Raw genomic sequence first — 24571 nt, 5'->3', positions numbered from 1 at the left:
GCTTTAAAGTACGGCCTTCGGGTCGTCGACGATCCCGCCCACGTCCCAGATCCACGCGCCGCCGGTCCAGGTGGGCTGGAAACCGAGCAGGTCCGTCATCGCCCGCAGCATCTCGATGTCACGCACCTGCGGCGTCAGCACCACGACGCCGGCCTTCCAGTAGCGCAGATCCGCCAGCGTCATCTCCCGCCGGGTGTCGGTGATCTCCGGCGTCGGGTTCCCCATCTTGATCGACGCCATCAGCCCGCTGGTCGGCCGCCACGGCGGCGCGAAGACCGCGTACCGATCGGCGGGGTCCAGCGGATTCTTGTTCGGCAGCAACGCGTACGCGCTGGCGATCCGCAGATCCTGACCGGTGTACGCACTCCAGCGCATCGGATCCGGGTAACCGGCGTCCGGCAGCGGCAACGTCACCATGGTGTGGTCGTCGTCCACGTACTGCTTCCAGGTGCCCGCGGTGACGAACTCCGGCACCGGCTCCATCGGCGTGGTCGGCAGCGGCGTCGGTGCGAGCGGGACCAGCGCCATCGCCACCGCGGTGATCATCGCGACCCGGACCGGCCCGCGCGCCGCCGGCTGCGCGTCCATCAGCTCCGCCGCCTTCTGGCAGCCGAGCGCCAGCACGATCGCGACCATCGGCGCGATCGCCAGCGCCCACCGGGTCGGCACGACCGAGTTGAGCACCGGCACGCTGTGCAGCGCCGACCAGATGCCCGCGACGTCGGTATCGACACCGTTGACCCGGATGACCGGGCCGAGCGACAACGCCCCGAAGAACACCGCGATGCCGGCCACCGTCATGACGGCGACGCTGCGCCACATCCAGACCACGAGACCGGCGAACAGAATGACCAGGCCCCAACCGAAGAACGCGTTCTGCTCGGCCGCATTCTGGGCGAGGCGGCCCGCGGTCAGACTGTTGCCGGCGATAGAGCTCTGGGCGTACGCGGTGAAGGAGCCCAGATCGGCCCCGAAGCCCCGGACCCCGTCGGGGAGCCCGTGGTAAGCCTGCGGCCCGAAGAACTGCACGCCGAGCGGATAGGCCAGGGCGATCAGCGTGGCCCCCGCCGCGACACCGAGCGCCCGCAGGAACGCGAACAACTCGGCGCGCTCACGTCGCCGGGCGACCGCCATGACCACGCAGAACAGCCCGAGCGCGACCGCGGTCATGAACAGGATCTCGAGGTTGATGAACGCCTGCCACACCAGCAGACCGGCCAGGACCAGACCGTTGCGCACCGCCCGGCCGGGGCGGCGCAGCTCCAGCGTGCGCCAGATGATCAGGGGCACCAGGAACTGGGAGACGATGTTCGGGTGGCCGCCGGCGTGGGCGATCATGCTCGGCGCGAACGTGGCGAACAGCGCTCCGACCCAGGCGGCCAGCCGCGAGGTGACGAACCTGCGGGACAGCACCAGGTACCACGAGATGCCGGTGGCGGCCAGGCCCAGCGTAATAAAGGCGTTGAACGACACGTGCGGACCGAACAGGACAGTGACGGGCGTCATCGGCAACGAAACGGCCAACACCGAGGTGTTGGCCATCATGTTCACCCCATCGGGGTAATTCATCCGGTCGGAAAAGAACGGATAAACGCCATCCGTAACGACGCGCGCACCGTGCGCCAACATCCACTCGAAGAATGCCTGATCAGGCGGATTGTTCGTCAACTCATGATCAAGATTGAGCCACAACGGCCCCGTGACGAACAGCGATACCGCGATGTAGGTGCTGATAGCGAGCACGTCTCGCCAGGTGAGAGACCGCCACCACCTGCGGCGCGACCCCCGGCCGGGCGCCGGCCCGGAAGCGGGACCCGCCGTTGTCGTATCGACTGGCATGACAGCGATCGGCGCGTCCGCGACATCGCTTTCCCAAGCCAGCAGCTCGGCGTCCAGGTCTTCGGCGGAGGCCGCACGATCCGGTGGCAGAACGTTCCCGCCCGCCGTCTGGCCTGTCGAGTCAATACCCGTAATCGTCATAGCAACGGCGAGCCTAACCGAGGCAGGTAACAGAGCCGTGACGGGCAGCCGAGGCGTGATGGAGCCGATATCTAACCGCTTTTACCGGCACTTGACGCGCATCGTGCATGATGGGTATCACGGCGGGGCGCGGCCGGGGGAATGTATCGATCAGGCAAAAAAAGAGCGGTCAGCCCCCGCTCAACTTTCGGTTGCGCGCGCCGGATGGTTAACTCGTCCGGTCCCGCTGTCAGCTCGGATCGGCAAGACGAGGGAACCAACTTATGGCAGACATCACTGGCGACCAGAGGGTCCAGTCCGAAGTGCTCGAGGGCCTCGCCACGGCTGTGAACCACCGTCAGTGGTTCGTCGAGCTGGCCCTCCCCTACCTGGGGGACAACCCCATCGAGGTCGGTAGCGGCCTCGGCGACTACGCGCTGGCCTGGGCCGAGCACGTGCCGCACTTCACCGCGACCGAAGCGGACCCGGACCGCCTCGTGCTCCTCAAGGAGCGCCTGGCCGACCACCCGACGATCGACGTGCGCCAGATGCTGCTCCCGTCGCCCGACGCGGCCGGCGAGTTCAGCGCGGTCGTGTCCTACAACGTCCTCGAGCACATCGAGGACCACGTCGGCGCCCTGCGCAGCATGGCTGAGCTGGTCCGCCCCGGCGGCCGCATCATCCTGATCGTCCCGGCCTTCATGTTCGCCATGAGCCACGTCGACATCGCCACCGGCCACATCCGGCGGTACACCAAGAAGACGATGCGCGCGGCGATGACCGAGGCCGGCCTCACCATCGAGAAGCTGCACTACGCGAACGCCCTGGGCCTCATCGGCTACTACGGCGCGACCAGCATCTTCAAGCTGGCCCCGAAAGAGGGCCCGATGGTGAAGATCTACGACAACGTGGTCCTCCCGGTCACCAAGGCCGCCGAGAGCCTCGTGAAGCCCCCGTTCGGCCAGTCGGTCTTCGTCGTCGCGAAGGTCCCCGGCTGACCAGCACCCAGCAACGGGACACCGCTCCACGCCTGAGCCCGCCGGTCCACCCGGCGGGCTTCGTCGTGCCGGTCAGGGTCGTGCCGGTCAGGCCTTGACCTGATACGTCGGGCGGATCACCGCGCGGGCCAGCGTGTGGAACGCGAGATTGAACCCGACATACGCCGGGGTGGCCTCCCCGTCCACCTCCAGCCGGTCCACGTCGATGGCGTGCACCGCGAACACATACCGGTGCGGCCGGTCCCCGGGCGGCGGGGCGGCCCCGCCGTAACCGTCCGAGCCGAAGTCGGTGCGGATCGACAGCGCGCCCTCGGGCAGCGGATCGACACCCCGGGGAAGCTCGGTCACCGAAGCCGGCAGATTCACCACGACCCAGTGCCAGAACCCGCTGCCGGTCGGCGCATCAGGATCGAAACAGGTCACCACGAACCCGCGCGTCTCAGCCGGGAAGCCGGACCACGCCAGCTGCGGCGAAAGATTCTTGCCACCCGCGCTGGTGTGCACATACAGCTCGTCGAGCGGCTGCCCATCGGTCACATCCGTGCTGGTCACCGCGAAAGCGGGCACCGCCGGCAGAAGATCATAAGGATCCGGCGCTTCCGGCCGCTCCAGGCTCACACTCATCAGCCCTCCCAGCTACTTTCGGGGTCGGTCCCCAGACTGCCCCGGCGAGCCGAGAGTAATCGCGTGAGGTGTCCCACAGCTTTCGCCCGGACCACATCTCGCCGGAAAACGCACAGGTGGTGCGCGGCCCGGCACTGACCCCGGCCGATAGTCATGTCAGACATCCGACCGGGTGCGAGCGGCAGAGATCCCCGCGCCCGGTGGGATCGGTCGACCACACAAGTGGCCCCCGGCCAGCGAATCGGCCCCCGCCCCCACCCGGACGGGGGCCGATTGCCGTCCGGCACGTGAGGGGCGCGGACGGATCCCATCCCCTCGTTCCGGCCGGTGATGCCGGAGGCCAGGAGGGTTCGGCCGATCCGGGGCGGGACGAAACCGGCTTTTTTGGCTGCAGCCGGTGAGACGATCGGGGCGTGAAAGCGCCGCTGCCCGACGACGAAGCCGCCCGGCTGGCTGCTTTGCGCGATGCCCAGGTGCTCGACACGCTGCCGGAAGAGGATTTCGACGATATCGCTCTGCTGGCCTCGGAAATCTGCGGTACGCCGATGGGGCTGGTCAGCCTCGTCGACGAGAACCGGCAGTGGTTCAAGGCCAAGGTCGGCATCGACATCGACGAGACGCATCGGGACATCTCGTTCTGCGGGCATGCCGTACGCGGGCACGAGCTCCTCGAGGTTCGCGATGCCACGATCGATCCCCGGTTCAGCGACAACCCGATGGTCCTCGGCGACACCAGCATCCGGTTCTACGCCGGCGCGCCGGTTGTTCTCGACGGTACGCACTCGGTCGGCACGGTCTGTGTCATCGACAACCGGCCACGAGAGCTGACCGCGGCTCAGCGCCGGGCCCTGCGCAGCCTCGCCCGGCACGCGTCGGTGCAGCTGGAACTCCGACGCTATGCCCGGCACGCCGGCGAGATCGCGGACCGGCTGCGGCAGCTCGACCGGATGAAGGACTCGTTCCTGGCTACCGTGAGCCACGAGCTGCGTACCCCGTTGTCATCGATCCGGGGTTATCTGGAGATGCTGCTGGAGGACGAATTCGATGCGGAGACGTCGCAGCGCTTCCTCGGCGTGATGCAGCGGAACTCGGATCGGCTGCTGCGCCTCATCGACGACCTGCTGACCGTGGCGCGCCTCAACGATGTCGGCATGGAGCTGGAGCTGGCCGAGCTGGACCTGGCCGAACTCGCGCACCAGGTCACCGCGTCCTGCCGCCCGCTGGCCGAGCACCGGGAGGTGAAGCTCCGGGACCGGACGTCCTGCCCGGTCCCGGCCCGCGGCGATGCGAAGCGGCTCCAGCAGGCGCTCAACCATCTGATCGTCAACGCCATCAAGTTCACCGCCCCGGGCGGCGAGATCATGGTGACGAGTACGGCCGGTGCGGAACCGGAACTCCTCATCACCGACACCGGGGTGGGAATCCCGGCGAACGAGCTGCCGCACGTCTTCGATCGCTTCTTCCGGAGCGCCGCGGCGGACACGATGGCCGCTCCGGGCCCTGGGCTCGGGCTGGCCATCGTCCGCTCGATCCTCGACGCCCATCACGGCAGCATCCATCTCGAGAGCGAGCCGGGGACCGGTACGACGGTCCGCCTGACCCTGCCCCACCCCTGACCCACCGGAAAGAACGTTCGTTCTCTCGAAAGGAGTGACCGAGAGGGGCCGGCCGTCAGACGGTGAGGCCGAAGGCGGGGAGGCAGGGGGCCAAGCCGGTGATCTCGGTTTCGATGGTGCGGGCCGCCGCCCAGTTCTCCCGGGTGAGCAGCATCCTGCGCCCCGTCACCACCTCGCCGCGGACCACGTGCCGGTCGGTGCCGTTGAAGGTGTAGCCGAGCTTGTGGGACACCCCCGACGAGGCCTTGTTGTGGTCGAAGGCCTCGGTGGCCGCTTCGACGGCGCCCAGGCCGGTGAACGCGAGGGCGAGGACCGCCGCGCGCATCTCGGTGCCGAAACCTTGACCCTGATGGGCCAGGCCCAGCCAGGATCCGGTTTCCACCTGCCGGGAGGTGGCGAAGTCCCGGCCGCTGATCTCCTGCGTCCCGATGACCTGGCCGTCGGCCGTGACAGCCACCAGAGCGAGGGACCACTTCGCCGGGGACCAGTTCGCCGCCAGGCTCCAGTGCCACTTCAGGGTGCCCTCGGCCCGCTCCCGGGGTGTCCCGTCGGTCCACGGTACGACGAACGGCATGACCGCCGGGTCGTGGACGCCGGCGACCGCCAGGTCGGCCAGCTGGGCGAGGTCGTTCAGGTCGGGGAGGCGCAGTTCGAGTCTGGGGGTGCGCAGGCGGAGCCCGTACTGCGGCCAGTGATCGGTGATCATAATTGGATTGTGTCGTCCGGCCCCGGGTGCGGCGAACGGTTTATGCCAGGCGGGCGGGCCCGCCTGGCGACGGCACGGGTTCGTCAGAAGCGTTCGATGTGCAGCCCCCTGTACAGACGGCGGTAGACCACTCCGGTGCGGCTGTTCCCGGCATCGATCATCATGCCGTTGCCCATGTAGACGCCCACGTGGCCGGAGCCGACCACGAGGTCACCGGGGCGGGCGGCAGCGCGGGAGACGATGCGGGCCCGGGCCGCCTGGGCGCCGGAGGAGTGCGGGAGCTGCAGGCCGGCCTGGGCGTACGCGCGCTTCGTGAAGCCTGAGCAGTCGAACGAGTTCGGGCCGTCGGCTCCGCTGGCGTAGCTCTTGCCGACCTGGGCACGGGCGAAGGCCAGCACCGCGGCCATCCCGGCCGGGGCCCGGCGGGTGGTGGCCCTGGTGGCCCGGCGGGTGGCCGGCCGCTGGACCGCGGCCCGCTTCGCCGGGACCGCGCGCCGGGCGAACACCCGGCTTGCCGCCGCGCGACGGGCGGCGACCCGGCGGGCAGCGGCCGCACGCTGAGCCGCGGCGGCGACAGCGGCCCGGCGGGCGGCCGCACGCTCGGCCACCGCTCGGCGGGCGGCTTCGAACCGTTCGAGCTCGTCCGCCCGTACGGCCAGGACTTCGTTCTCGGCGGCTCGCAGCGCTCTCGCGGCAGGCCGGGTGGCCGACCGCCGGGCCGCGGACCGGGAGGCCACCCGTTCGCGGGACCGGAGGTCCAGCAGGGGTGAGACGGCGGTGGCGGCCGCGGCCGCCGATACGGGAGAACCGTGCGCTTCCGCGGGAAGGTCAATGGGTTCGAGGGCCGAGGTGCTCACGGCCAGCGCGAGAGCGCCGGCGGCCAGGACACGGCCGGTTGACGGACGGGACAGCGAAAGCCTCCGAAATCGGCCCGGGGCACTCACGCGAATCCCATTCGAGCATGACTGAACCTCCAGCCACGCTGTTGTCGCCCGTTGAGCAGCGACAATGGGAACCCGGGCAATTGGTAATTCCGTCGACCATGCGAACACACATTTGCGTCCACGAACCGGCGAATTGGCAAAATCAACCCGCCGCCGCTGCCGATTCGGGTGTCGCTCGTTCGTGTTGTTTACTCCGGGAACATTGATGAAAGCTAATCGGCAAGAGCCAATTGCGTGAGGCTGGAGCGTTCCCGCAGGGCTGGTGAGCGTTCTCGACGCTATCGCTCTCCACCTGCGAAAACAGCACTGAACTCGGTGCGGTTCGGGCCCAGCACGGCGAAGACGACGTGGTCGAACGGGCCGTCGCGCACCGCGTCGGCGAAGGTCTGCGCGACCAGGGTGGGATCGTTGCCGAAGACGCCGCAGCCCCACGCCCCGAGAACCAGCCGCCGGTGCCCGTGGGCGGCGGCGATCGCGAGGACGCGCCGCGCCCGGCGGCGCAGCACTGCCGGGACCTGGGCGACCAGGCCGGGCTGGTTGCCCCGGAGCGCGCCGAGGTTGGGTGCGGCCGAGGTCAGGAACGTGACCGGGTACGGATCCCCGAGCAGCGCCCCGTGATCGTCCCGGAACACGGGTACCCCCGGGGAGTAGATGACCCGATCGGAGTACGTGAGCTCGGGGTGGGTCCGGTGGTGGGTGTAGAAGTCGCCGGCCGCCAGCTGGCACGGGTACAGCCCGGAGCTGCGGGCGATGCTCTCCTCCTGGGCCCGGGCGCCGTTGAGGAACCCGCCGCCGGGGTTGCGCGCGGACGCGAAGACCAGGGCGGCGACGTCGCCACCGAGCCGGCGCGCCGCGGCGAGGGTCGACTCGCCGGTGACCTCGATCAGGGTGCCGGGCGTGGCGACCGGCTCGGGGACCGCATCCTCGGGCAGGTACAACCGGGTGGCGGCCACCGCGGGGGCCACGTCGACGCGGACCTCGGCGCCGTCCGCGGTCCGGTAGGAGCCCCGCCCGGCGATCTCCACCGTCTCGCGGGCCATCTCCTTGAGTTTCTCGTTCATGGTGGGTCCATGATGGCGAGCCGCCGGCCTCCCGTCATCCGCAATACTCAGCGTCATGCCGACCTCACTTTTAGATGATCTCCGCCGCCTGACGCCGTCGATCCGGACGCTCGCGCCCCGGATCGAGCAGGACGGTACGGTCCCCGAGCCGCTGCTCGACCAGCTCCGCACGCTCGGGGTCTTCCGCCTGACCGCGCCCGCGGACTGCGGTGGCCTGGAGGCGGATCCGGGCACGCTGGTGCGGGTGTTCGAGGAGCTCGGTTACGCGGACGGCTCGACCGGCTGGTGCGCCATGATCGGCGGCGCGACCGGGATGGCGCTGGGCCACCTGCCGCCGGCGACCGCGCGATCCATGCTGGACGATCCCGCGTTCCTGATCGCCGGCGTCGCCGCGCCGGCCGGCCGGGCGACCGCGGCCGAGGGTGGCTTCCGGGTGACCGGCCGCTGGGCGTTCGGCAGCGCCTGCCGGCACGCGACGTGGCTGGTCGGCGGCGCGATCGCCGACGGCCGGCCACGACTGTTCGTGATGGAGGCCGGGCAGCTCACCATCCACGACACATGGCACGTCGCCGGGCTGCGGGGCACCGGCAGCCACGACTTCTCGGCCGACGACGTGTTCGTGCCCGCCGAGCGCGCCTTCTCCCTGGCCGAGCCGCCGACCCAGCCGGGACCGCTGTACACGTTCCCACCCTTGTCGCTGCTCGCCCTCGGGATCGGCGCGGTGGCCCTGGGGATCGCCCGGGCCGCGATCGAGGAGTTCGGCGAGCTGGCCCGGACCAAACCTGCGGGCCGGTCATCCGTACGGGTATCCGTCGCCGAGGCCACGGCCCTGCACGCGTCCGGGTTGGCGTACCTGCTCAGTGAAGCCGGCGGTGTCCCGCCCAGCTCGACCACCCTGCGCCTGGCCATCAGCACGGCGGCCCGCAACGCGGCGCGGGCCGTGGACCTGCTCTATCACGCCGCCGGTGGCACCGCGGTCTACGAGTCGAGCCCGTTGCAGCGGCACTTCCGTGATGTCCACACGGCCACCCAGCACGCGATGGTCTCCGCCGAGGTGACCGAGCTCATCGGCGCGGACCTGCTGGGCGAGGAGGTCAAGAAGTTCCGGCTCTAGACCGGGTAGGGCCGGGTCTCGCGAGCGTCCCGCAGGGTGTGCGCCCACCAGGCGAGGCTCTCGATCAGCACCCGCGCCGCGACCGCGGACTCCGGACCGAGGGGTTCGCCGTCCTTGTCGAAGCAGGCGCGTCCACCGTGGAAGCTGACGGTGTCACGGATCGTGATCGCGTGCAGTTCGGCGAAGACCGGCCGCAGATGCTCGACCGCACGTAGACCGCCGGACAGACCCCCGTACGAGACGAAGGCGACCGGCTTGGCCCGCCACTCCACGAGCACGTCGACGACGTCCGGTTCCAGGTCGGCATGCTGTTCGACCTGCGCGGCGGCCCAACGGGCGATGGTCGGCCCGAAGCGGCCCTCCCGGGTGCTCCCCGCGATGACGGCGGTCCGCAGTTTCTGCATGACCGAACGCTAGGACCGGAACCAAGGTTGAGGCCAAGCTGTCCGACAGACCGGATGATCTCCCTTTTCGGGCGAACCGGACACAGTGAATCCGCACGCCACGGTGGCCGACAGGGGTGCTGAGCTGCGAGGATTCGGACGATATCTCATGCATTAACCCGAAAGGCCGCTTTGTCAATGCGCCGTCGTCCCTCCCTGTTCCTGCTCGCCCTGGTCACCGCGGGGCTCGCGCTTGTCTCACCCGGACAGGCCGCGCACGCCGCGCCGCTGACCGTGAAGATGGTGGTCGCGGCCACGCCGCAGCCGGTGCTGAAGGGCGCCGAGGTCACGCTGAGCGGCCGGGTGTGGGTCGGCGCGACCGGCAACCGGGCGCGGATCGACTTCTACTTCCACCCCACCGGCACACCCGCGAACGAGTACGCCTACCGGGGCTTCACGACCGCCAACGACGCCGGGACGTTCGCGCGCCGGTTCGTGGCCTCGACGACCGGCACGTGGAAGGCCGTCTTCCCGGGCAGCGTGACCCGCCGCAACGCCGCCCGGCTCCGGGCCGTCCAGGTGGTCCAGCCCCGGTCCAAGGAGATCGTCTCGTACGGGCCGGCGTCCGGTGACTGGAAAGGTCGCCCGTTGCTGATCCCGACGGCCCGGTATACGGCGATCGTCACGTACCGATGCATGGGGTCGGGTCCGTTGTTCGTGGTCTGGCACGGTGACGACATGGGCGAATCCGCCGGCCACATCGGCCCGGAAGGCACCGTGACCATGCACGGGCTGGCCGGCGGGCGCCACGGCTTCTTCGAGATCATCACCGAGCCGGCCTGCACCTGGCGGCTGCGGATCTTCTCCGGGATCGCCCTGGTTCCCGCCTAGGTCTCAGGTCAGCAGCAGGATCTTGCCGAGGTGGTCGCTCGATTCCATCAGGCGGTGCGCCTCGGCGGCCTCGGCCATCGGGAACGTCCGGTCGATGATCGGGCGGATGGTGCCGGCGCCGACCAGCGGCCAGACCTGGTCGTGGACACCCTTGACGATGCGGGCCTTCTCAGCGGCCGGGCGGGCCCGCAGGGTGGTGGCCGAGAGGGACGCGCGCTTGGCCATCAGGACGCCGAAATCCAGCTCGGCCTTGCGGCCGCCCTGCATGCCGATGGTGACGATGTGCCCGTTGGTGGCGACCGCCTCGAGATTCCGGTCGAGATACTTGGCCGCGATGATGTCGAGGATGACGTCGGCGCCACGACCGTCGGTGAAATCCTTGACCGCGGCGACGAAGTCGGTGCTGGTGTAGTCGATGGCCAGGTCGGCGCCGAGCGCCTTGAGCTGCTCGTGTTTCGGCTCGCGGGCGGTGACGAGCACCGTGGCCCCGAGCGCCTTGCCCAGCTGCACCGCGAACGTGCCGATGCCCCCGCCACCGCCGTGGACCAGCAGCGTGCGGCCCTGCCGGAGCCGGGCGATGTCGACCACGTTGGACCACACCGTGCACGCGACCTCGGGCAGCGCGGCCGCCTCCTGCACGGACAGGCCCTGCGGGATCGGGAGCAGCTGGCCGGCCGGCACCGCGACCTGCTCGGCGTAACCCCCGCCGGAGAGCAGCGCGCAGACCCGTTCGCCGACGTTGTGCCCGGTCACGCCGTCGCCGAGCGCGGTGATCACGCCGGAGCACTCCAGGCCCGGGTACGGCGGGCTGCCGGGCGGCGGCGGATAGGCGCCCTGCCGCTGCATGACGTCGGCGCGGTTGACCGCCGCGGCCGTGACCTGGACAACCACCTCACCGGGGCCCGGGACGGGATCCGGAACTTCGTTCCAGACCAACGCCTCCGGGCCACCGGGCTTCTCGATCACGATCGCGCGCATACCCAACAGCTTGCCTCAGGGGTACGACATCAACCCCGGTAAGCGCCGATGATCTTCGTGTATTCGTAGGCGGACTGGGCGACCCCGCTGCACGTGTCGTCGTTCGGGTAGGCACCCGAGCACTGCCGGTCCCGGTTCAAGGACCAGAAGGTCAACCGCGCGATCACGTGCTGCTGCGCGTACGAGGTGATGGTGCGCATGTCGTTCAACGTCACCACCGCGTTCTCATCGGTGATCCCGTTCATCGACGAGATGCCCACATGCTTGTACGCGTCGGCGTCGCTGTACCCGTACGCCGACTTGAGCTTGTTCTTGAGTCCGTCCGCGGCCTGGATCGTCAGCGCGCCCTGGTTGGTGCCGGTGCTGCCCCAGTCGAACGTCATGATGCCCCAGCCGTCCACCTGCAGACCCGCGGCCGCCGCCCGCTTGATCAGCGAGTCGTCCGGCCCGGTCGTGTAACTGCCCAGCGTGATGTACGTGGTGATGCCCGGGTTGTTCGCCTTGATCGTCTTCAGCGCGTCGACGGTCTTCTGCTGATCCGCCGGCGTGTTGTACGGCGTGCCCTCGATGTCGATGTCGATTGCCTTGAGCCCGTACGCGTTGATGACCTTCTGATAGGCGGCCGCGAGCGCCGAGGCACTCGTGCAGTAATGCTCGAGCCACGGCCCGGCAGCCCCGCCGAACGAGATCACCACGTCACCGCCGTTCGCCCGGATCGTGTTGATCGCGGCCTGGTCCGCCCCGCCGGTCAGCGCGCGGCTGCCGTCCCATTTCGGGTCGCAGGAACCGCTGTTCAGCATGAACGCCATCGTGTACCAGGTGACCCCGGTGGCGTTCTTGACGGTGGTGAGGTTCGGCGGATTGCCCCACCCCGTGTAGTAGTACGGCGCTACCGCTTTGGCGCCCGGGCCACCCGTGCTCGGCGGCGGTGTGGTTCCGCCCGATGTCGTCCAGGCCTGGTTCGCGGCGCCCGTACACGTCCAGATCTGCAGTTTGGTCCCGTCCGCGGAACCGCCGCCCTTGACGTCGAGGCATTTCCCGGAGGCGGTGTTGACGATCCTGCCGTTGCTGACCTGCCACTTCTGGGTCGCCACGGTGTCGTAGCAATCCCAGGTGTGCACGGTCGCGCCATCGGTGGTCGCGTTGTTCGCGACGTCGAGACACTTCCCCTTGATCTGCAGGGAACCGTTGTCCGCCACCGTCCACGTCTGATTGCCGGAACCGGCGACACAGGTCCAGATCTGCGGAAGATTGCCGTTGGTGGTCGACCCGTCGGTCAGGTCGAGACACTTGCCGCCGAGCCCGGTGATCGCACCGGTGGTCGCGGCCTGGGCCCCGGTGACGCCGATCATCGCGATCAGGAGGGTCGCTGCGGAGACTGCGAGAAGACGCTTCATGCGGGCACGTTCCATTTCTGGTTGGCGGCACCGGTACAGGTCCAGAGCTGCAGCTTCGCGCCGTTGGCGGAACTGCTGCCGATGATGTCGAGACACTTGCCGGAGGCGACGTTGACGAGGTCGTGACCGGCGGTCGCGGTCCATTGCTGATTGGTGCCGCCGAAGCAGTCCCACAGCTGCACGACCGAGCCGTCCGCGGTGCCGTTGTCCTTCACGTCCAGGCACTTCCCGAGCGCACTGACCGTGCCGTTCGCGCCGAGCGTCCACGTCTGGTTCGGGCCCGCCGTGCACGACCACGTCTGCGGCAGATTGCCGTTCACGGTCGAGCCGTCGGTCACGTCCAGGCAGGTCCCGAGGTTGCTGCTGACAGCCCCGGCTCTGCCCTGGCTCCCCGACCACGTGAACGTGGCCGACGTCCGCGTCGGCAGGCTGTACACAAAGGACTGGCCGGCCCAGTTCACCTTGACGGTCTGCGTGCTGCCACTGGTGTTGTAGGCGATCAGCGCCTTCGAGCCGTCCGGGTTCTTCCACGCAACGTTCTTCACGGTGCTGTTGGCCGTCGAATCGATCCGCACCGCACCCGGCTTCACGAACTTCGTCAGGTGCCCCATCGTGTAGTACTCGACGGTGTAATCGACCTGACCGCTACGGCTGTCCCCGTTGTGCACGGTGACCAGGCCGGTGCAGGTTCCGCAGCCCCCGTTGTGCGGACCCATGTTCTGATCGACCGCGAGACTCCACTTCGTCCACGAACGGGCCCAGTTCCGGGTGTAGTCGATCAGGTTGTTCATGTCCTCGGCATGCTGGTTGCCGACCCAGACACCGCCCGAGTGCTCGGTGAAATACTGGTTCATGGCCGGGTACTGCGCCCGTACCGAGGAAGCCTTGCTCGGATCGCCGCCGTAACCGTGCCAAGCGACGCCGCCGTAATTCGGGTGGTTGCGGATCGCCGCGTCGTTGACCAGGGGCGCACCCCACGTGTCGTAATCGCTGTAATTCCAGTCGTGCACCAGCAGTTTCGTGCTCAGGCCGGCCGCCTGCAGCGCCGGCAACAGGTCGTTCTTGGCGAACGACTGCAACCCCGAGACACTCCACTGCATGGAGGGGTATCCGGCACAGCAGCCAGGCTCGTTCTGCTCGGTCACATAATTGACGTGTACGCCCTGAGCCTCGTAGCCCTGCAGATACTTCACAAAATACTGGGCGTACGCCTTGTAGTACTCGGCCTTCAGGTACCCCTGGTCGTACGCGTTGTTGTCCTTCATCCACGAAGGAGCCGACCACGGCGACGCGAACAGGGACAGGTTCGGATTCAGGCCCCGAGCCTGCTTCGTCAGCGCGAGCACGTCGACATCCCGGGTCAGCGTGAAATCGTTGAGGTCACAGCAGGTGCCGTCGTACGAGTAACTCGACCGCGCCAGGTCCGATGATCCGATGACATTGCGTACGGCGCTGACCCCGATGCCGGCCGTAGGGCTGAAAAGCTTGGTCATCACGTCGTTCTTGGTGGCCGCGCTCAGGGCACCACTACCGTTGATCAGCCACGCCGCGGTGTCGGTGAAGCTGGCGCCGGCGCCCTCGAACTGCTGATACGTGGTTCCCTCGTTGACGGTGATCGTCTGGTTGGCACTGCCGGAGGTCGCGGCGAAACTGACCGGGGTCTGCTGCTGCAACCCTCGGGTGACGGTCCGCCCGCCGGCGTCACTGGTGGTGGTGAGATAGACCTGCACTTGCTCGTTCGCGGCGAACGCAGCGGGGACTGCGACGCCGGCACTGACCAGGACGGTCGCCGCGATGAGCGCCGTCCGCGCTCGTCTTCTCGTGCGTCTTTCGGGGATGGGCATGGGACTCCTTGGCCGCAGGTGGGGGCCTGGCCGCAATTGATAAGGCGCTGAACAATAAACATGCCCATCTATGCCCTGTCAACTGCCCCACCCGTGCTGTGAAGCGGTGTTTCCCCAGTTCAAACCCCTGTTAAGACAGTTAATATAAGTTTCGTGCGTACGCTGTGCACACTGTGACCAGGCGATAACACAAACTTCAGGGATCGAACCCCATCAGGCACCACATCGACCCAGGACGGCCACACCCGGCCGCCCCCGTTGAACTGGCCGAACCCACCCCCAGAAACTTGACCCCGACGCACGTCCCCCAAGACAGGGGCCTGGCCGTCGCGGGGGCGCGGCGGCCGGGCCCCGTGTCCGCTCAGCGCCCCACCACCCCATCTGGCACACTGAGACCCGAACATTGCCGGGAGGGCTCGCCTAGTGGCCGATGGCGCCGGTCTTGAAAACCGGTGAGGCGTTACGCGTCTCCGTGGGTTCGAATCCCACGCCCTCCGCTCACCCAGCTACCTAACAGATGTAGGTCAGCGGGGCTTTTTGCCGTATGGACCATGGGTTCGCGCGCGGACGGGCGGCCGGCACGGATGAACGGGCGGACCGGCTGGAACTCGGCGCGGCTAATCAAGCGACCCGACGAAGCCGTACTCCACGAAGACGACCGTGCCCGGCTCTCCCCAAAGGCCTGGCCTGATCTCGTAGTCGCACATCAGCTGGTGCTCGACGAAGTTTTCGTCGACGTAGCGAGCGCCGTGGACCACGGCTGTGTGCCGGTCACCGCCGTCCATGGCTTTCGCGTCCCGTTCAGGGTTGATCTTCCGGGATTCCTTCCACCGCTCGTAGGCGTGCTGCACCTCGCCGGCGACGTCAACCGGGCACTCGACCCTCGGCGGGAACAGGTGCAGTTTCCACAGTCCGTCCGAGCTACTCATCGAGCCTCCCTGGCGAGGTGCGGCGGATGGTCCGGTCAGGTGCTCCTGCGGGCAGCCCACGCGGCGAGCTGGGTGTTGGTGGGCCGCCCGTCATCCGGGTCGTCGGTTTCCTCGGGCCGGAGGAACCAGTCGGTCAGCCAGGCCCACTCGATCCTCGGGCTCGACGTCGACTTCCTTGCGAGCCGCCACGGCTGCGACGCCTGGACAAGGGTGCGCAGGTCGGCCGGCGACAAATCGCCGTACCGCAGCAGGACCGCGTTGATGGTGTTCAACGCTGTACTGTGCGGTGGTTCGGGGGCTTCCGACTCGAGGAGATCGTCCAGGTCGACGCCGTCGTCGGTGGCATACAGGGCTTCGGCGAACAACGCGCCGTGCCCGCGCGCGAGGTAGTGGCCTTGGGCGAAGAACAGCAGCAGCTTCCGCTTTGTGTCGGACAGGCCGGGACGGTTGATGTCTATGGCTTTGATGACTGAGTCGACACTGGTCATCGGCGCAAGGTAGCGAGACGCTACCCCGGTTTCCATCCCCGTCCCCGGTGACCGGATTGGCATGGCCGAAGGCTGGACAGCGGTGGTCATCGAAGCCTCCTCGCCCGACCTCGCATCATCGCTAAAGGTATCGATGCCGTGACTCTTCGCCTGTCGGATCTGGGACTCGTCGGGCATGGTCAACGTCTCGCCATCTGCGAAGCGGGTGGGCGGCGATCAAGCGTGGTCGGCTGGGACAGGCGGTGGGCTTGTTCGATGGAGCGGCCCCAGGCGGTTGCGGCCAGGACGAGGGCGATTCCGCAATAGCCGGCGATGCCCAGCTGGTCGTGGGCAATGGCGATGCCGATGACCGCCGCCCAGACCGGTTCGGTGCCGAGGAGGAGGCTGACCCGGGAGGGCGATGTGCGGCGGACCGCCCAGGTTTGCACGAGGAAAGCGAAGACCGTGCAGATGAGGACGAGGTAGAGGAAGAGCAGCATCCGTACGGGATCCAGGTGGGCAACGTAGCTCGGGACCGATTCGCCGTGGAAGACAGACGTCGCCGTGAAGAGAGCCGCGCATGTCGCCAGCTGCACCGTCGTCAGGTGGAGCGGGTCCATCGGCTTGGTGGCCGTGAGCTTGTGCATGGAGGTGACGTGGACGGCCCGCACGACTGCGGCTACCAGGATGAGCAGGTCGCCGACGCTCAGCGTGTGGAAGCCGGCCAGCAGCACCACCCCGAGCACGGCGATCACGGCCGCGAGGAAGAACCGGCCGGGCAGCCGCCGTCCTGAGACCACGGTGTCCAGGAGCGGGGTGAACACGATGGTCAGGCTGATGATGATCCCGGCGTTCGTCGCCGAGGTGTGGGCGATCCCGAACGTCTCGAACGCGAAGACCGCGGTCAGCAGCACCCCGAGGATCGCACCGGCGCGTAGCTCCGCCGCGGTCACGCGGGTCCGTCGGGCGGCCACCACCACGGCCATGATCAGGGCCGCGAGCAGCATGCGCAGCGCCAGCAGGGCCACCACCGAATCCGGGGTGACCAACTCCTTGGCCACAAGATAGGTCGATCCCCACGAGACGGCGACCGCGAGCAGCAGCAGGTCGACGCGGAACCGGGCCAGGGAAGCGATCATGCCTTCATGGTCTGGGCCGTCATCAGGTAAGACAAGACAGGAATTTCGCTACCGATAGTTTAGGTTGACCTAATGGAACTGGGTCAGCTTCGCGCGTTGAGAGAGCTGGGCGACCGGGGCAGCATCGCCGCCGTCGCGGCTGCTCTGCGCGTCACTCCGTCGTCTGTCTCGCAGCAGATCAGCGCGCTGCAGCGTGCCTCGCCGGCCCCCTTGACGTATAAAGATGGGCGTCGGACAGCTCTCACCGACGCCGGCCGGGCCCTGGCGCTGGCCGCGATCGACGTGGAAGTGGCTTTTGAACGTGCCGAGCAGGCGGTGGCGAACTTTCGGAGCGAGCCGACCGGCACGGTTTCGGTGGCCGCCTTCCACAGTGCGTGCCTGGCGGTCTTCGGGCCGCTGCTCACCGCCCTGAACACCCCTGACCAGCCGCGGGTCAGCCTGAGCGATTTCGACGTGGCCCAGGAGAGCTTCCCGGCCCTCACCTCGGACCACGATCTTGTCCTTGCCCACCGGCTGGTCGGCAGCCCGCCCTGGCCGGCATCGGTACGGGTCGAGCCGCTCCTGTTCGAGCCCCTGGACCTCGCCGTCCGGCGGGACCATCGGCTGGCGGCGACCTCCTCGATCGTGCCGGAGGATCTCCGGGGCGAGGCGTGGGTGGCGGTCCACGAGGGGTTTCCGCTCGAGCGGGCGATCACCGTGATCGCCGGCATCGGGGGCGCCGACGCGCGCATCGTGCACCGGATCAACGAGTTCTTCGTCGCGGCCGCGGTGGTCAAGGCCAGCGGGTGTGTCGCGCTGATGCCCCGATACACGACCGACCTCCGCGACCACCCGGAGCTGGTCCTGCGGCCACTGTCCCACCCCGGGCTCGGCCGGCACATCGACTGCCTCGCCCGGCCGGAGACCCTCGAGCGCGCCAACGTCACCACCGTTCTGACGCAGATCAAGGCCATCACCGACGGGATACGCCGGAAGCCCAGCTGAGCTGCAGCTGGGCCTTCGAAAAAAGCGGCGTTCTCAGGCGGCCTTGCGGGTGCGGAGCTTGCGGAAGTTCACGTTGCCCTGGCGGATCTGGCCGGAGCGACGGGCCCTGCGGATCATGATGACCGTGGGAACCAGGCAGACCAGCAGCGCCGTGAAGCTGGCTTCGGGGCCGAACGCGCCGCCGGTCAGGAATGTCGGGCCGGAGAGCGTTGTGTCGAAGAGGCCGTGCTGTTCGGTGCCGGAGGTCGCCACTCCGAAGAAGCCGGCCTCGGTGAAGTTCCAGGCGAAGTGGATGCCGATGGGGAGCCAGAGCGAGCGGGTCAGGGCGTAGGCCGCGCAGAGCATCGTGCCACCCTCGATGCCGATGGCCAGGGTGCCCCAGATTGTCGCGCCGTCGTTGACGAGGTGGGTCAGGCCGAACAGGACCGAGGAGATGACCAGGGCTACCACCGTGCCGGTGCGCTCCTCCAGGATGCGGAAGATGATGCCCCGGAACAGGAGTTCCTCGTTGACCGCGACGCTGGCCATCATGCCGAGCGTGACGAACAAGCCGCTCCAGCCGCCCCAGCCGATGTGGTCCCAGCCGCCGAACATGCCGATGATCAGCATCATCGCGGTGAGCGCGCCGGCGCCGATCAGCAGGCCGCGGCGCAGGTTGGTCCAGCGGCCGGCGTCCGGGAGCTCGTCGACGGTCTCGCGGCTCTCGACGGTGCGGGCCAGCCATTTGTACGCGAAGAGCGCCGCGACCGCCGTGGCGAAGCCGACCAGGACCGCGGTGATCGGGTTGTGCGCGGCCAGTACGTTCAGGCCCCGGGTGCCGGCCAGGACGGCGGCCATCGCGACGATCAGGACGGGGACCCGGAACTGGCGGAGGCGGTTCTTCGCAACGGGGGAAGTCATGTCGATAAAACTATTGAGATCGAGAGTTGCCCCCATCCCGCTGCGGATGACACCTCGGGGTAGCTCTCACGGGGGACCCCTGCGGTGAAGAAGAAGATCCTGATTGTCGCCGCTGCCGTCCTGGTGCTGGTCAGCGCGCCGTGGCTGTGGACCACGCTCTCCGCGGTCGGGCACGTGCACGACGAGGCCGACGCGCCGGCTGCCGACGTGGTCATCGTGCTGGGCACGCAGGTCGCGGCGGACCGTCGTACCCCCGAGAAACGTCTCGAGGGACGGCTGCGGACCGCGGCCGCGCTGGTCTCCGCCGGCCGGGCTCGCGCGATCCTGGTCTCCGGCGACGGTGGCGGAGACTCGGGTGACGAAACCGCGGCCATGACCGGGTTCTTGACCGGGGAGCTGGGCATGGATCCGGCGCTCGTGATGGCCGACCCGCAGGGGCTGGACACCTATGACAGCTGCGCGCGGGCGCACGAGAAATACGGCATCACGAAGGCGCTCGTGGTCACGCAGGCCTATCACCTGCGGCGCGCGGTGACGCTGTGCCGCAGTCTCGGGATCGATGCCGAGGGTGTGAAGGCACGCTGTGACGGGTGTGGGGTGGCGCTGCTGGCCGAGAAGTCGGTCCGCGACTATTTCGCCAGTGGGAAGGCCGCCTGGGACGTGCTCACGACGGCGGGTTGAGGATCATCTGCGGGCCTTCGCCGCGCTGGGCGAGTTTGTCCTCGGGGTTTATCAGGTTGCAGCGTTCCAGGGAGAGGCAGCCGCAGCCGATGCAGCCGGTGAGCTGGTCGCGGAGCCGTTCCATCATGGTGATGCGGTCCTCGAGTTTGCGGCGCCAGTGTGCGGACAGCCGGGCCCAGTCGGACCGGGTCGGGGTCCGGTTCTCGGGGAGGTCGTTCAGGGCGGTGCGGATCTCCTCCAGGGAGACGCCGACCTGCTGGGCGATCCGGATGAAGGAGACGCGGCGCAGTTCGTGGCGTTCGTATCGGCGCTGGTTGCCGCTGGTCCGGGTCGAGCTGATGAGGCCTTCGCGTTCGTAGTAGCGCAGGGCCGACTGGGCCACACCGCTGCGCGCCGCCAGATCGCCGATGGTCAGAAGTTCCATGCGGAGAATCCTTGAGTTGAAGTGAACTTTAACTAGCACCCTGAAGCCTATGACCGTTTCGAGCGCCACGCCAGACCTGCTCCGCCGGATCACCGCGGACGCGAAGCACGCGCCCAGCGCCTACTCGACGTTCGACGTGCTGTGGGTGCTCTACGACCGGGTGCTGCGGGTGTCCCCCGGGACCGCCGACGCCCCGGACCGCGACCGGTTCCTGCTGTCGAAGGGACACGGGCCGGCCGCCTACTACGCCGTACTCGCCGCCAAGGGGTTCTTCCCACCGGAATGGCTCGACGACGTCGGCAGCGCGACCAGCCCGCTCGGGCACCATCCCGACCGGGTGCTGGTGCCCGGCGTGGAGATCGGCACCGGGTCGCTCGGGCACGGCCTCGGGCTGGCCGTCGGCACCGTGCTCGGGCTGCGCGCCCAGGGCTACCTCACGACCCGGACGTTCGTGCTGCTCGGCGACGCGGAACTCGACGAGGGATCGAATCACGAGGCCATCGCGTACGCGGCGGCGACCGGCCTGGACCTCACCGCGATCGTGATCGACAACCGGTCGTCGACGCACGGCTGGCCGGGCGGGATCGCGCTGCGCTTCCCGGGCTGGTCGGTGTCGCACGTGGACGGACGTGACCACGACGAGATCGAGGCGGCACTGCGGCGCACGCCCGGACCCCAGGTCGTCATCGCACAGGTGGAGCCGAAATGAGAGACACCTTCGTCGCCACGACCAGCGCGCTGCTGGCAGCGGATCCCCGGACCGTGCTCGTGCTCGCCGACATCTCCAGCGACGCGTTCGCGCCGGCCCAGCGCCGCCACCCCGACCGGGTGCTCAACGTCGGGATCCGCGAACAACTGATGACCGGCGTCGCGGGCGGGCTGGCGCTCACCGGGATGCGGCCCATCGTGCACTCGTACGCGCCGTTCGTCATCGACCGCGCCTACGAGCAGATCAAGCTCGACCTCGGTCACCAGGACGTGGGTGCGGTGCTGGTCAGCATCGGCGGCTCGTACGACGCGTCGGCCGAGGGTTACACCCACCAGTCGCCCGGTGACGTGGCGCTGCTGGACACGCTCGAGGGCTGGACCGTGCACGTCCCGGGGCATCCCGACGAGGTGCCGGGCCTGCTCCGCGCGGCCGCCCGGCACGACGACCGGGTGTACATCCGGCTGTCGAGCGGGGCGAACCGGGCCGCGTACCCGGGGAACGATCTGACGGTGCTGAAGCGGTCGGACAGCGGTGCGGTGGTGCTGGCGATCGGGCCGATGCTCGACGCCGTGCTCGAGGCCACCCGGGACCTGGACGTCACCGTCGCGTACTCGAACACGCCGCGGCCGCTCGACACCGGGGCCCTGGTGACGTTGCGACCTGCGGAGATCGTGGTGGTCGAGCCGTACCTGGCCGGCACGTCGAGCCGGGTCGTAGCGGCCGCGCTCTCGCACGTACCCCATCGGGAGTTGCACCTCGGGGTCAGCCGGACCGAGCAACGGCATTACGGGTCCCCGGCTGATCATGCCGGATGGCACGGGCTGGATCCGGCCGGCCTGAGGGCCTCGATGGTGGCGTTCCTGGCCGGTTAGACCGCTACGCGGCTGCGGAAGACCTGCTTGAACAGGGCGTCGAACCGCCAGACGCGGTCGGGCTCGCTGACCCGGACCCGGAATCTTTCGCGTACGCCGTCCACCGCCGTCGCCGCGATGTCCACCGTGGAGCCCATGGGGTCCGGGCTCCAGGTGACATCGCTGAGGTGACGCAGGTTCGCGTTGAGGTGCAGTCGCAGGCGGCGCAGCACGCGCGTCTCCCGCGTGACGACGAGCCGGCGGCTGGTCAGCAGCAGAAGGAATTCACCGGATCGGGGCCGGTCCGGGTCGGCGCAGCGGGTGACCAGCACCGTCGCGTCGTCCTGGTCGACGCAGCGGCGAAAGATCGGCAGGTGCCGGCTCACGGTCGGGAGGGTGACCCCGGCTTCGGCGGCGGCGGGAAGGAACGTACGGGAGAACACGTCCATGTGGCGTCTAACGGCAACGCCCAGGGGAGGGCGCGGGTGTTACGAGATGAATAACGGATTACAGACTCTCGACGATCGTGGCGTTCGCCATTCCACCGCCCTCACACATGGTCTGCAGGCCGTACCGGATGCCGTTCTGTCGCATGTGGTGCAGCATCGTCGTCATGATCCGGGCACCGGACGCGCCGAGCGGATGCCCCAGGGCGATCGCCCCGCCCCGCGGGTTCAGCCGGGCCGGATCGGCGCCGGTCTCCACCAGCCACGCCAGCGGTACGGGTGCGAAAGCCTCGTTCACCTCGTAAACCCCGATGTCGTCGAGGGTGAGCCCCGCCCTGGTCAGCACCTTCACGGTGGCCGGGATGGGCGCGGTCAGCATGATCACCGGATCGTCCGCGGCGACCACCGCGGTGTGCACCCGGGCCAGCGGCCGCAGCCCGTGGGCGGCGGCCCACTCGGAGGTGGTGACCGCGAGCGCGGCGGCACCGTCGGAGATCTGTGACGCGGTGCCCGCGGTGACCACGCCGTCCGCCCGGAACGGCGTCTTCAGGGCGCCCAGCCGCTCCAGCGTCGTGTCCCGCCGGATGCCCTCGTCGCGGGCCACGGCGCCGACCGGGGCGATCTCCGCGTCGAACTCGCCCGCGTCCTGCGCCTTCGCCGCCGCCTCGTGGCTGGCCAGCGCGAACTCGTCGAGCCGGGACCGGGAGAAGTGCCACCGCTCGGCGATCATCTCGGCGCCGAGGCCCTGGTTGAACGACCGGGTGCCGTACCGCTCGTGGACCAGCGGGCCGTAGGGGTCGGCGCCCGCGGCGCTCGAACCCATCGGCACCCGGCTCATCGACTCGACACCGCCGGCCACGACCAGGTCGGCCTGGCCGGAGATCACCGTCGCGGCCGCCACGTGCAGGGCCTGCTGGCTGGACCCGCACTGCCGGTCCATCGTCGTGCCCGGCACCGTGTCGGGCCAGCCCGCCGCGAGGACCGCGTTGCGGCCGATGTTCCACGACTGCTCGCCGGACTGCGACACACAACCCCACATGACGTCCTCGACGTCCGCCGGATCGAGGCCGGCCCGCCCGGTCAGGGCCCGGAGCACCCCGGCCGACAGATCAACCGGGTGTACGCCGGACAGGCCGCCGTTACGCCTTCCGACCGGGGTCCGCACCGCTGCGACGATCACCGCGTCTCGCATACCGCCGACGGTACGCCGGGCTGCCATAGTGGTGGGCATGTCGGCAATGCAATGGCGGCTGAAGCCCGCTCTGCCCGTGACGAAACTGATCGGCGCGGCCGCGCTCGCGGCGCTGGTCGTGGCGTTCGGCGGTGACGACCCGATCCAGTGGGCGCTGGCGCTGCTCGCCGTGGCCGGGCTGACCGGCTGGGCGCTGCGTGACCTGATCCGGCCGGTCCGGCTGGTGGCGGACCCGGACGGCGTGACCGTGGTCACCGGTTTCGCGACCCGGCGTCACCTGAGCTGGCCGGCGATCGAGCGGGTGCGGGTCGACGCCCGGGCGCACCGCGGCATCCGCAGCGAATACCTCGAGATCGATGCCGGTGACAGCCTGCACCTGCTCAGCCAGCACGAGCTGAACGCCGACCCGGCGGAGGTGGCCGCGACCCTCGCGCGGATCCGCGAGGAGGCTACGTCGTCAGGGACAGCGTCCGAGCGATCGATATGACCACCAGGACCAGCAGGATCGCGCCCAGGCCGATGCCCTGCACGAGGCCGCGGCGGTCCTTGGGAGCGTAGGCCAGCGCGATCGCCGCGGCGAAGCCGGTGAACATGCCGCCGAGGTGACCCGGCACCGAGATGCCGCTGATGGTGAACGTGAAGATCACGTTGATCACGATGACCGGCAGGATCGGTGCGACGCTCAGGTTGAGTCGTTTGAGCAGCACCAGCATGGCCGCCATCAGACCGAAGACCGCGGTGGAGGCGCCGACGGTGTTGCCGCCGTCGATACCGGTGAAGACGTACGCCGCGACGTTGCCGCCCAGTCCGGCCAGCAGGTAGAGGCCGGTGAACCGCAGCGGGCCGAGCGCGCCCTCGAGCTGCCGGCCGAGGATCCACAGCGCGTACATGTTCAGCAGCAGGTGGATCACGCCGTAGTGCAGGAACATCGCGGTGAACAGGCGGTAGAACTCGTTGTTGCCCGCGATGTAATACGTCCAGACGCCGCCCCAGCTGGTCAGCGGGGTGCTGCCGCCGAGCAGGCCGCCCATGCCGCCGCCGGCGACCGCCCCGGAACCCCCGGAGATGATCGAGAAGACCATCGCCACGACGTTGATGCCGATCAGGGTCTTGGTGGCGGTGCCGGCCTTACCGGCCGCGCTGCCGCCGAACGCGGTGCGGGCCGACCGCTGAGTGCGCCGCCCCTGGGCGACGCACTCAGGGCACTGATGGCCGACCGAGGCTTCGTTCATGCAATCCGGGCAGATGGACCGCTCACAGCGGGTGCACCGGATGTAGGTCTCCTTGGACGGGTGCCGATAGCAGACGGGCGCCGTCACCGGGGACTCACTCAT

26 protein-coding genes and 1 tRNA gene are annotated in these 24571 nt (G+C 69.0%); 10 read left to right on the top strand and 17 right to left on the bottom strand.

Annotated features, from left to right (window positions below):
- Positions 1-3: 3 nt before the first annotated feature.
- On the bottom strand, positions 4-1980 hold the full coding sequence (locus tag ACIA6A_RS29160; protein WP_396101089.1) for a hypothetical protein: 1977 nt from the start codon (positions 1978-1980) through the stop codon (positions 4-6).
- Between the two features lie 263 nt (positions 1981-2243).
- Here ACIA6A_RS29160 and ACIA6A_RS29155 point away from each other — a divergent pair, with 263 nt between their 5' ends.
- Complete coding sequence (locus ACIA6A_RS29155; RefSeq protein ID WP_396101088.1) at positions 2244-2957, top strand: class I SAM-dependent methyltransferase; 714 nt, start codon at positions 2244-2246, stop codon at positions 2955-2957.
- A gap of 87 nt (positions 2958-3044) precedes the next feature.
- Here the strand turns inward: ACIA6A_RS29155 and ACIA6A_RS29150 are convergent, their stop codons facing one another.
- Positions 3045-3575, bottom strand: a complete 531-nt coding sequence (locus ACIA6A_RS29150; protein ID WP_396101165.1) for a YbhB/YbcL family Raf kinase inhibitor-like protein — start codon at positions 3573-3575, stop codon at positions 3045-3047.
- A 419-nt stretch (positions 3576-3994) separates the two neighbouring features.
- Here ACIA6A_RS29150 and ACIA6A_RS29145 point away from each other — a divergent pair, with 419 nt between their 5' ends.
- The gene (locus ACIA6A_RS29145) at positions 3995-5197 is read left to right on the top strand and encodes an ATP-binding protein (RefSeq protein WP_396101086.1); all 1203 of its coding nucleotides are present in this window, start codon (positions 3995-3997) and stop codon (positions 5195-5197) included.
- Between the two features lie 55 nt (positions 5198-5252).
- Here the strand turns inward: ACIA6A_RS29145 and ACIA6A_RS29140 are convergent, their stop codons facing one another.
- The 3 genes from ACIA6A_RS29140 to ACIA6A_RS29130 form a co-directional block, all read right to left on the bottom strand.
- Entirely contained in the window at positions 5253-5903 is a 651-nt protein-coding gene (locus tag ACIA6A_RS29140; RefSeq protein WP_396101085.1) for a GNAT family N-acetyltransferase, read from the bottom strand.
- Between the two features lie 83 nt (positions 5904-5986).
- Positions 5987-6760 carry a C40 family peptidase gene (locus ACIA6A_RS29135; RefSeq protein ID WP_396101084.1) on the bottom strand — a complete coding sequence of 258 codons (774 nt, stop codon included), beginning with the start codon at positions 6758-6760 and terminating at the stop codon, positions 5987-5989.
- Positions 6761-7125: 365 nt separating this feature from the next.
- Positions 7126-7908 carry a TIGR02452 family protein gene (locus ACIA6A_RS29130; RefSeq protein ID WP_396101083.1) on the bottom strand — a complete coding sequence of 261 codons (783 nt, stop codon included), beginning with the start codon at positions 7906-7908 and terminating at the stop codon, positions 7126-7128.
- Between the two features lie 55 nt (positions 7909-7963).
- On the opposite strand from ACIA6A_RS29130, the gene ACIA6A_RS29125 reads away from it, so the two are divergent.
- Positions 7964-9022 carry an acyl-CoA dehydrogenase family protein gene (locus ACIA6A_RS29125; RefSeq protein WP_396101082.1) on the top strand — a complete coding sequence of 353 codons (1059 nt, stop codon included), beginning with the start codon at positions 7964-7966 and terminating at the stop codon, positions 9020-9022.
- Here the strand turns inward: ACIA6A_RS29125 and ACIA6A_RS29120 are convergent.
- Positions 9019-9426: an NADPH-dependent FMN reductase gene (locus ACIA6A_RS29120; protein ID WP_396101081.1), complete on the bottom strand. Its 408-nt coding sequence runs from the start codon at positions 9424-9426 to the stop codon at positions 9019-9021. The genes ACIA6A_RS29125 and ACIA6A_RS29120 overlap by 4 nt on opposite strands.
- 177 nt (positions 9427-9603) lie before the next feature.
- Here ACIA6A_RS29120 and ACIA6A_RS29115 point away from each other — a divergent pair, with 177 nt between their 5' ends.
- Positions 9604-10296, top strand: coding sequence for a hypothetical protein (locus tag ACIA6A_RS29115; protein WP_396101080.1), 693 nt, complete (start codon positions 9604-9606; stop codon positions 10294-10296).
- A 3-nt stretch (positions 10297-10299) separates the two neighbouring features.
- Here the strand turns inward: ACIA6A_RS29115 and ACIA6A_RS29110 are convergent, their stop codons facing one another.
- The 3 genes from ACIA6A_RS29110 to ACIA6A_RS29100 are packed head-to-tail and all read right to left on the bottom strand — an operon-like array spanning position 10300 to position 14515.
- Positions 10300-11274, bottom strand: coding sequence for an NAD(P)H-quinone oxidoreductase (locus tag ACIA6A_RS29110; RefSeq protein WP_396101079.1), 975 nt, complete (start codon positions 11272-11274; stop codon positions 10300-10302).
- A 29-nt stretch (positions 11275-11303) separates the two neighbouring features.
- Positions 11304-12671: an RICIN domain-containing protein gene (locus ACIA6A_RS29105; protein WP_396101078.1), complete on the bottom strand. Its 1368-nt coding sequence runs from the start codon at positions 12669-12671 to the stop codon at positions 11304-11306.
- Positions 12668-14515: a ricin-type beta-trefoil lectin domain protein gene (locus ACIA6A_RS29100; RefSeq protein ID WP_396101077.1), complete on the bottom strand. Its 1848-nt coding sequence runs from the start codon at positions 14513-14515 to the stop codon at positions 12668-12670. Before ACIA6A_RS29100 ends, ACIA6A_RS29105 begins: the two co-directional genes overlap by 4 nt.
- Positions 14516-14924: 409 nt before the next feature.
- On the opposite strand from ACIA6A_RS29100, the gene ACIA6A_RS29095 reads away from it, so the two are divergent.
- A tRNA-Ser gene (locus tag ACIA6A_RS29095) sits at positions 14925-15012 on the top strand.
- Positions 15013-15132: 120 nt separating this feature from the next.
- Here the strand turns inward: ACIA6A_RS29095 and ACIA6A_RS29090 are convergent.
- From ACIA6A_RS29090 to ACIA6A_RS29080, 3 genes are all read right to left on the bottom strand, one after another.
- Positions 15133-15444 carry a hypothetical protein gene (locus ACIA6A_RS29090; protein ID WP_396101076.1) on the bottom strand — a complete coding sequence of 104 codons (312 nt, stop codon included), beginning with the start codon at positions 15442-15444 and terminating at the stop codon, positions 15133-15135.
- A gap of 35 nt (positions 15445-15479) precedes the next feature.
- Positions 15480-16022 (bottom strand): hypothetical protein, encoded by a 543-nt coding sequence (locus tag ACIA6A_RS29085; protein WP_396101075.1) that lies wholly within the window; start codon positions 16020-16022, stop codon positions 15480-15482.
- Positions 16023-16111: 89 nt separating this feature from the next.
- A complete protein-coding gene (locus ACIA6A_RS29080; RefSeq protein WP_396101074.1) occupies positions 16112-17050 on the bottom strand; it encodes a DMT family transporter in 939 nt (312 codons plus the stop codon).
- 72 nt (positions 17051-17122) lie between these two features.
- On the opposite strand from ACIA6A_RS29080, the gene ACIA6A_RS29075 reads away from it, so the two are divergent.
- Positions 17123-18034, top strand: coding sequence for a LysR family transcriptional regulator (locus ACIA6A_RS29075; protein ID WP_396101073.1), 912 nt, complete (start codon positions 17123-17125; stop codon positions 18032-18034).
- 33 nt (positions 18035-18067) lie between these two features.
- Here the strand turns inward: ACIA6A_RS29075 and ACIA6A_RS29070 are convergent, their stop codons facing one another.
- On the bottom strand, positions 18068-18934 hold the full coding sequence (locus ACIA6A_RS29070; protein ID WP_396101072.1) for a lysostaphin resistance A-like protein: 867 nt from the start codon (positions 18932-18934) through the stop codon (positions 18068-18070).
- An 84-nt stretch (positions 18935-19018) separates the two neighbouring features.
- Between ACIA6A_RS29070 and ACIA6A_RS29065 the strand changes: the two genes are divergently transcribed.
- The gene (locus ACIA6A_RS29065; RefSeq protein ID WP_396101071.1) at positions 19019-19615 is read left to right on the top strand and encodes a vancomycin high temperature exclusion protein; all 597 of its coding nucleotides are present in this window, start codon (positions 19019-19021) and stop codon (positions 19613-19615) included.
- Here ACIA6A_RS29065 and soxR read toward each other — a convergent pair.
- Positions 19599-20039 (bottom strand): redox-sensitive transcriptional activator SoxR, encoded by a 441-nt coding sequence (soxR, locus tag ACIA6A_RS29060; protein ID WP_396101070.1) that lies wholly within the window; start codon positions 20037-20039, stop codon positions 19599-19601. The two genes, ACIA6A_RS29065 and soxR, sit on opposite strands and share 17 nt — an antisense overlap.
- A 49-nt stretch (positions 20040-20088) precedes the next feature.
- Here soxR and ACIA6A_RS29055 point away from each other — a divergent pair, with 49 nt between their 5' ends.
- Both ACIA6A_RS29055 and ACIA6A_RS29050 read left to right on the top strand, forming a co-directional pair.
- Complete coding sequence (locus ACIA6A_RS29055; protein WP_396101069.1) at positions 20089-20748, top strand: transketolase; 660 nt, start codon at positions 20089-20091, stop codon at positions 20746-20748.
- Positions 20745-21620 carry a transketolase family protein gene (locus tag ACIA6A_RS29050; RefSeq protein WP_396101068.1) on the top strand — a complete coding sequence of 292 codons (876 nt, stop codon included), beginning with the start codon at positions 20745-20747 and terminating at the stop codon, positions 21618-21620. The genes ACIA6A_RS29055 and ACIA6A_RS29050 overlap by 4 nt, the downstream gene beginning before the upstream one ends.
- On the opposite strand, the gene ACIA6A_RS29045 is transcribed toward ACIA6A_RS29050, so the two are convergent.
- The gene (locus ACIA6A_RS29045; protein WP_396101066.1) at positions 21617-22048 is read right to left on the bottom strand and encodes a hypothetical protein; all 432 of its coding nucleotides are present in this window, start codon (positions 22046-22048) and stop codon (positions 21617-21619) included. The genes ACIA6A_RS29050 and ACIA6A_RS29045 overlap by 4 nt on opposite strands.
- Before the next feature lie 58 nt (positions 22049-22106).
- Complete coding sequence (locus tag ACIA6A_RS29040; RefSeq protein ID WP_396101065.1) at positions 22107-23237, bottom strand: thiolase family protein; 1131 nt, start codon at positions 23235-23237, stop codon at positions 22107-22109.
- A 46-nt stretch (positions 23238-23283) separates the two neighbouring features.
- On the opposite strand from ACIA6A_RS29040, the gene ACIA6A_RS29035 reads away from it, so the two are divergent.
- Positions 23284-23724 (top strand): PH domain-containing protein, encoded by a 441-nt coding sequence (locus tag ACIA6A_RS29035; RefSeq protein WP_396101164.1) that lies wholly within the window; start codon positions 23284-23286, stop codon positions 23722-23724.
- Here the strand turns inward: ACIA6A_RS29035 and ACIA6A_RS29030 are convergent.
- Positions 23687-24571 (bottom strand): rhomboid family intramembrane serine protease, encoded by an 885-nt coding sequence (locus ACIA6A_RS29030; RefSeq protein WP_396101064.1) that lies wholly within the window; start codon positions 24569-24571, stop codon positions 23687-23689. The two genes, ACIA6A_RS29035 and ACIA6A_RS29030, sit on opposite strands and share 38 nt — an antisense overlap.

The sequence above is a fragment of the Actinoplanes sp. NPDC051494 genome (assembly GCF_044454705.1).
GTDB lineage: Bacteria > Actinomycetota > Actinomycetes > Mycobacteriales > Micromonosporaceae > Actinoplanes.
Note: the sequence above shows the minus strand (reverse complement) of the source record. Positions and strands in the feature narration are given on the sequence as shown.